Origin of the sequence: Streptomyces sp. NRRL F-5123 (genome assembly GCF_000721495.1) — a bacterium.
In the GTDB taxonomy this organism is placed as follows: Bacteria; Actinomycetota; Actinomycetes; order Streptomycetales; family Streptomycetaceae; genus Actinacidiphila.
The window spans coordinates 61,566-68,456 of record NZ_JOHY01000038.1 but is presented as its reverse complement, the minus strand read 5'-3'; the positions used below and the strand labels follow the sequence as shown (position 1 = coordinate 68,456).

6 protein-coding genes are annotated in these 6,891 nt (G+C 76.5%); 3 read left to right on the top strand and 3 right to left on the bottom strand.

The features are described 5' to 3' along the window. Window positions 1–281: 281 nt before the first annotated feature. Window positions 282–929, top strand: a complete 648-nt coding sequence (locus tag IH54_RS0126325) for a dihydrofolate reductase family protein (protein ID WP_031521320.1) — start codon at window positions 282–284, stop codon at window positions 927–929. Window positions 930–961: 32 nt separating this feature from the next. On the opposite strand, the gene IH54_RS0126320 is transcribed toward IH54_RS0126325, so the two are convergent. Both IH54_RS0126320 and IH54_RS0126315 read right to left on the bottom strand, forming a co-directional pair. Continuing rightward, the gene (locus tag IH54_RS0126320; protein WP_031521319.1) at window positions 962–1,807 is read right to left on the bottom strand and encodes a hypothetical protein; all 846 of its coding nucleotides are present in this window, start codon (window positions 1,805–1,807) and stop codon (window positions 962–964) included. Window positions 1,808–1,904: 97 nt separating this feature from the next. After that, a complete protein-coding gene (locus IH54_RS0126315) occupies window positions 1,905–3,701 on the bottom strand; it encodes an alpha/beta fold hydrolase (RefSeq protein ID WP_031521318.1) in 1,797 nt (598 codons plus the stop codon). Between the two features lie 124 nt (window positions 3,702–3,825). Here IH54_RS0126315 and IH54_RS0126310 point away from each other — a divergent pair, with 124 nt between their 5' ends. Beyond that, a complete protein-coding gene (locus tag IH54_RS0126310; protein WP_031521317.1) occupies window positions 3,826–4,767 on the top strand; it encodes a MerR family transcriptional regulator in 942 nt (313 codons plus the stop codon). A 275-nt stretch (window positions 4,768–5,042) separates the two neighbouring features. After that, window positions 5,043–5,687: an SGNH/GDSL hydrolase family protein gene (locus IH54_RS0126305; RefSeq protein WP_031521316.1), complete on the top strand. Its 645-nt coding sequence runs from the start codon at window positions 5,043–5,045 to the stop codon at window positions 5,685–5,687. Between the two features lie 295 nt (window positions 5,688–5,982). Here the strand turns inward: IH54_RS0126305 and IH54_RS0126300 are convergent, their stop codons facing one another. Beyond that, window positions 5,983–6,798 (bottom strand): dimethylmenaquinone methyltransferase, encoded by an 816-nt coding sequence (locus IH54_RS0126300; RefSeq protein WP_052397882.1) that lies wholly within the window; start codon window positions 6,796–6,798, stop codon window positions 5,983–5,985. Window positions 6,799–6,891 lie beyond the last annotated feature (93 nt).

Genomic DNA, 6,891 nt, shown 5'->3' with positions numbered 1-6,891 from the left:
CTAAACACCAGCACCACCAGCACGGAACACGGCCGCCCGACCCGGACAACCGGACCGGGCGGCCGCACCCGTCCCCCCTCAAGCCCTACGGGGGAGCGCCGATGCCCGGGTTCGGGTTCCCGCCCCCGCCGGCCGGCGGGGCCGAGGCTGCTTGCGCGCCCTACTCGTGCGAGTGCCCTGATCTCCCCCGCGGCGGGCGATGATTTCCGCGGCCCCCGCCGGTCTACCCCATGAAGCCGGAAAGCCGGAAGCCACCGGGAACGACCACACGGGAGCACGCCATGGGGCGCATCCAGATCGAACTGTTCACCACCCTCGACCTCGTCGCGCAGGCGCCCGGCGGGCCGGAGGAGGATCCCTCGGCGGGGTTCCCGTTCGGCGGCTGGCAGGCGCCGCTGATCGACGAGACGACCGGGGCGCAGATCGGCGCCGCGTACGAGGGGACGGACGCGCTGCTGCTCGGGCGGCGCACGTACGACATCTTCGCCGGCTACTGGCCGCACCAGGAGGACGGCCCGGACGGCGGCTTCGCCACCCTCTTCAACAGCATCCCGAAGTACGTGGCCTCGCGCGGCACGCCGGACCTGCCGTGGGCCGGGTCCACGCAGCTCGGCCCGGACCTGCCCGCCGCGGTGCGGGAGATCCGCGAGCGGCACGAGCACGTCGCGGTCGTCGGCAGCGTGGACCTGGTGCAGACGCTGCTGCGGGAGAAGCTCTTCGACCGCCTCGACCTGTGGGTGCACCCGATCGTGCTCGGCGTCGGCAAGAAGGTCTTCGAGGACGGCGCGGTGCCGACGAACCTCACGCTCCTCGAAGCGCCTGCCACGAGCCCCAAGGGCACGGTCTTCCTGCAGTACGGGATCGGTGAGGGCACCCCGCGGACCGGGGACATGACCAAGCCCGACCGCGGGCTCGGCGAGGACGCCTGAGGCCGCCTGGGGCCCCGCCCTCCCGGGGTACGTCAGTCCCCCCGGACCGCCCGGTAGGCCAGCCCCTGCCTGAGCGCGTCCCGGACGCCGCCCGGCAGGTGGCGGGCCCAGGGCGGCACGCCGGGCTCGCCGCGCGCCACCGCCCAGCAGGCGAGGGCGTAGCCGAACTCCGCGGGCTCCAGATAGCCCATCTGGTGCAGCTCGTCGCGGCGGCCGGTGAGCATGTGGTCGGTGAGGTCGCCGACCGCCGTCACGGAGAAGTCGACGGAGCGGTCGTAGTCCTCGGCGGCGCGGGCCGTGAGGACGCCCATGCCGAGGTGGACGGTCGCCAGGTCGGTGAGCCGCTCCTCCTCGGCGGAGGACAGGCGCAGCCCGGCGACGCGCCCCTCGCCGGCCAGCCGGGCGTGCGCCAGTTCGTGCGCGACGAGCCCGGTGAAGGAGTCCGGCCGGTCCGCGACCCGGGTGTCCAGCTCGATCACCGCCCGGCCCAGCACCTTGCGGTACTGCCCGACCTTGTGGCGCCGGTGCTGCTCGCGCTCCGGGGACTCCACCAGCAGGACGCGGATGCCGGAGACGTCCGCGCCCATCACCGCGCCGACCCGCCGCAGCAGCTCCTCGGCCTCCTCCTGCGTGCCGGTGAAGCCCGCGGGTGCGAACCCCGGCACGGCGACCTCGCGGTGCGGCACCGCGGGCCCGAACTGCCCCTCGCACCAGCGCAGCCACCGCTCCGTCCACACCCGCTGCCGCTCCGGCACCGGGCAGGTGTCCGGCGGCCGCGTCCGCACCCACGGCTTCGGCCCCGCCGGGCTGATCCCGCGCGGCCGCCGGTCCTCCCCGCGCAGCCACCGCTCCAGCGGGCCCGGATCCCGCTCGCCCATGACACCCCCCGGACGCCCCGGCGCACGGCCCCCCGCCGCCGCCTCCCGTCCCGTTCGGGAAGACGTGCGGGGACGGTGCGGCAGTTGCACACGGAGGTCAGGCGAGGCGGGCCAGGACGGCGCGGGTCGCGGTGGTGACGGCCGCGCGGGCCTCGCCGGAGTGGTCGGGGGTCTCGAAGCCGTGCACGGCCGAGGGGACGTCGACGAGCTGGACGTCCACCCCGGCGGCTCCCGCCGCCTTCCGGAAGTCCTCGACCGTCGCGGCGAATTCGGGGCTCTCGCGGCCCACGCGGGTGAGCACCACGGGCAGCCGGCCCGCCGCGCGTACGGCCTCGGCGGGGTGGAAGCGCGGGCCGGACACGCCCCAGGCGGGGAGCGGGGCGAGCAGCGGGTAGGTCAGCGCGACGCAGCGCAGCCACGGCGGCGGGGCGGCGAGCCACTCCGCCGACAGCAGGCCGCCGACGGAGAAGAACCACAGCGCCACCCGATCGGCGTCCACCCGGGGGTGGGCCCGTACGGCGGCGACCGCCTCCGCGACGTCGTCGGCGGCGCGGTCGAAGTCGCCGAGCCCGTGCAGCCGGTGGTCCACGACGGCGCCGACCGCGCCCCGGCCCGCGAGGAGCCGGGCGTAGCCGAGGAAGCCCGGCCAATCCCGCGGGGTCGGCTCCGCGCCCTCCGGGACGGGGCCGCCGTGCACGAGGACCACCGCGGGGTGGGGACCGTCGCCGTCCGGCAGGTGGAGGTCGACCCGGCCCAGCCGCTCGCGCGGGCGCTCGGGCACGTCGAGCAGGAACGGCCGCAGGTGGGCGGGCCGTCCGGCCTTCGCCGGCCGCTTCGGGGGGACGCCCTCGCCCGCGGCCGCGCGCAGCAGCACCTCGGCCGTCGCGTCCGGCTCCGCGAGCATCGGCCAGTGCCCGGTGGCCATTTCGAGGTAGCTCATGTGCGGCGCGGCGAGGTAGGCGTACCGGGGATCGCCGAGCGCGAGCGCCCCCTCGACCATCGCGAGGGTCGAGCCGTTCCCCGCGCACAGCACGCCGCTCACCGGCACGGACCCGGCCGCCCCGGCGTTGCCGCCCAGCCGCAGCGGCCGGGCGAGCGTCCCCCACGGCTGCGGCACTCCGCGCCGGACGAGCTGCTCCCGCGCCTCCGCGCCGACCCCGGCGAGGCTGCCGAGCGCTCCCCACGCCTGGGCGGAGGAGGGTGGGGGCAGGGGCGCGCCGGGCTCGTCGCCGCCGGACGCCTCGCCGGTGACGCCGTCCCCCGTCACGTCGGCCCCGCGCGCCCGCACGGAGGACGGCCCGGGTCCGCCGGGCGGCTCCGAGCCGGCGGGCTGCGCAGGCCCGCCCGGTACCGGCGTCGCCGCCCCCTGCGTGGCGGCGCCGGGAGCGGCGGACGCGCCCCCCGGCCCCGCCTCAGCCCCCTCGGGCGCGGACAGCGGCGCGGACGTGCCGCCCGCCGTCGCGTCGGCGGCGACGCCTGGCGCGGCCTCCCCCTCCGACCCCTCCGAGCCCGCGATCCGGCGCAGCAGCCTCTCCCGCAGGGCCTGTTCGGGGACGAGGGCCGCCGGGGGGTCGCCGTCCTGGGGCATCGGGGTGTCCAGCAGGACGATGCGTGCCACGCGCTCCGGGAGGCGGTCCGCCGCGGCCACCACCGGGTGGACGCCGTAGCAGTGGCCGACCAGCACGACCTGCTCCGCGTCCGTCGTTTCCACCGCGCGCAGCACGTCCGCGACGTGCGCCTCCACATCGGCGCCCGCGCCGGACCCGTCCATGCCGCTGAGCGTCAGCGGCAGCGCCTCCGCGCCCGCCTCCCGCAGCCGCTCCGCCACGTCCTGCCAGATCCAGCCGCCGGTGTGCAGCCCCGGCACCAGGACGAACGCCGTCCCCACCGCCATCGCCGTCTCCTCCCATCTCGGTACGCGTCCACGTGTCCGCGCGTCGCGTACGCCGTACGGGCCCGCCGTCGTCCGCCGGGCCCGCCGGTACCGTAGGAACTCCCCCTGAGGGAGGTTCAAGCACATGGCGGCCGACCAGTTGTGGACCATCGGCGAGCTGGCCGGGCGGGCCGGCGTCACCGTCAAGGCGGTGCGGTTCTACTCGGACCGCGGGCTGCTGCCCGAGGCGGCGCGCAGCGCGGGCGGGCACCGGCGGTACGGGCCGGACGCGCTGGAGCGGCTGCGCACGATCCGCTCGCTGCGGGCGCTGGGGATGGGCGTGCCCGAGGTCGCCCGCGTCCTGCGCGAAGAAGGCGACGGAGACGGTGCGGGCGGCATGCGGGCCGGGGGCGCGCTGGAGGACGCGGTCGCGGCGCGGCTGCGCGACCTCGGCCCCCGGCTGGCCGCGCTGCGCTGGCAGGAGACGGCGCTGCGGCTGCTGCACGACTGCGGGCCCGGCGAACGGGCCGAACGGCTGCGGCTGCTCGGCGCGGTGTGCACGAGCGCGGCGCCGCCCAGCACCGCCGCGATGGCCCGCTTCTGGCGGCGCTGGCTGCCGCCGCGGATGCCGGCCCGTACGGTCGCGCGCATCCTCGACCTGTCCGTGCCGCAGCCGCCGGACGACCCGACGCCCGAGCAGGCGCTCGCCTTCGCGCGGCTGCACGCCTTCGTGTCCGCCGACTGCACGGGCCGCACCGGAAGCGGCCAGCCCGCCGCGCACCGTACGGACGCGGGGCACCGGCCGGCCGTGCTCTACCAGGGCCTCGACGAGGCCTACGCGCTGGCGGCCCCGCAGTTGCGCGCCGGGCGCGCCCCGCACACCGGCGAGGCGCTGGACTGCTTCGTCGCCGCGTACGCGACCTCGCAGCAGGTGCGGGACACGCCCGCCTTCCGGAGCGGGCTCGGCACCGTCCTCGCCGCGGACCCGAGGATCGACCACTACTGGGAGCTCGTCGCCCGCATCACCGGCCCGGACCGGCCCACCCCGGGCGCCGCCCACGCCTGGCTCACGGCCGCGCTCGCCTGACCGCCCCGAGCGGCCCGACGGCATGCCGAATTACCCCCTCGGGAAATATCCGGCGGCATTCCGCGGAGCGTCGAACTCACTTTCCTGAGCGGGTAATTGCTGTTCGCGCGCCCGCACCCGGTGTAGCATCCATTCCGGCCGCCCGCACATTTCGCTCCGATCGGCGCAATTCCGGCCGGCGCACGGCATAGCCAGGCACCCGCACCACCCCTGACCTGCCCAGAAGGTTGCGCTGGCGCGCCCGTTCGGTGCGATGAACCTCCCGAGGAGAGACGATGTCCGTAACGCTTGGCAATTCCGTCCGCGTGCTGTTCCAGGGCGACAGCATCACGGACGCGGGCCGGGACCGCGACGACGATTCCAGCCTGGGCAACGGCTATGTCAGCCTGATCGCCGAAAACCTGGCGGCCGCCACTCCCGCGCGCCGGGTCCTCAACCGGGGGATCGGCGGCAACCGCGTCGCCGATCTGCGGGCCCGCTGGCAGCGCGACACGCTGGACCTCGCGCCCGACCTGCTGTCGGTCATGGTCGGCATCAACGACACCTGGCGGCGCTACGACGAGGGCGACGTCACGACGGTCGAGGAGTACGCGCAGGACTACCGCGTCATCCTCGGCCAGGCCCGCGACGCGGGCGCCCGGCTGGTGCTCGTCGAGCCCTTCCTCGTACCGGTCGACGACGCGCAGTGGGCGTGGCGCGAGGACCTGGACCCGCGGATCCACGCCGTACGCCGCCTCGCCGCCGAATTCGACGCGGCGCTGCTCGCGGCGGACGGGCTGCTCAACCAGGCGGCGCGGGAGGCCGGGAGCGCCGAGGCGATCGCCCGGGACGGCGTGCACCTGACGCCCGCGGGCCACGCGTGCCTGGCCGCGGCCTGGCTGGACCTGGTCGGCGCGCGGGCCGCGACCGTCAGCGTCTGAGCCCTCCCGCCCGCCGCGCGTACCGCGTACGCGACCCGTACGGCGCGATCGTCGCGTACCGCGTACGCGACCCGTACCGCGACCGCGGTCCGTCCGGCCCCGCTCCGGCGGCGTGCTGCGCCGCCGGGGCAGGGCGCGGGCCGGACGGACCGGGGAGCCGACGCCCCGGCCCGTCCGAGGGCGCCCACCGGCAGGCACCCCGTCCTGGGGGGACGACCCCGCGGGCCACCGCGGGTCGGTCCCGTGCTCGGGGGGCACCCCGCGGCGCCCCCCGCCCGCGGGTTCACCCCGCGGCTCATCCCGCCGCCTGCTCCTGCGCGGCCAGGTACTCCGCCATTCCGGCCCCGGTGAGCGGGTAGTAGTCGGACAGCCGCCCGCCCTCGTCGAGCCGGCGGCGCGCGAAGGCCTCGCGGTCCTGGTGGGCCAGCGAGTCCTCGCTGAGCGGCACGGCCTGGTCCTGGGGGACGACCACGGCCCCGTCCTCGTCGGCGACGATCAGGTCCCCCGGCGTCACCAGGACGCCGCCGACGCCCACCGGCACGTTGAACGCCGACGGGAACAGCTCCGTCTGCGAGGCGTAGTGCGGGGTCACGCCCGTGCACCAGACGGGCACGCCGAGCGCGCGGATGCGCGCCGCGTCCCGCACCCGGCCGTCGACGACGATCCCCGCGCCGCCGCGCAGCTTGAAGTAGCGCACCAGCATGTCGCCGAGGCAGCCGGTGAAGTGGCTGCCGAACGCGGACACGACCAGCACGTCACCGGGCCGGATGGACTCCAGCACGCCCCACAGCGCGGTCTTGCGCTCGGCGTCCTCCTGCGCGGCGCCGGAGAAGACGTCCTCGCGCTGCGGCAGGAACTGCAGCGTCACCGCGCCGCCGACGACCGAGACGTCCGGCTCGCGGTGCAGCGGCACGGGTCCGTCGATGAAGGTCCGGGTGATGCCGGACTGGTGCAGCTTGGCGCAGGCGGTCGCGGCGCTCACCCCCTGAAGTGCCGTCAGCATGCGCTCGGTCGGCCGGACGTAGGAAGCGGTGTGGACGGGCGCCCGCATCGACTCGTACGTGTGCATGTCCCCCGCCGCCGGCGCTCCCTGATCCCCTGTCGGGCTCATCCGCCACGCCTTTCCGCGCACACCTCGGCACGCAACCATCAGTGACATTATCGCCTATCGATGGTAGATAACAGCCGACCGGCAACAGCTGTC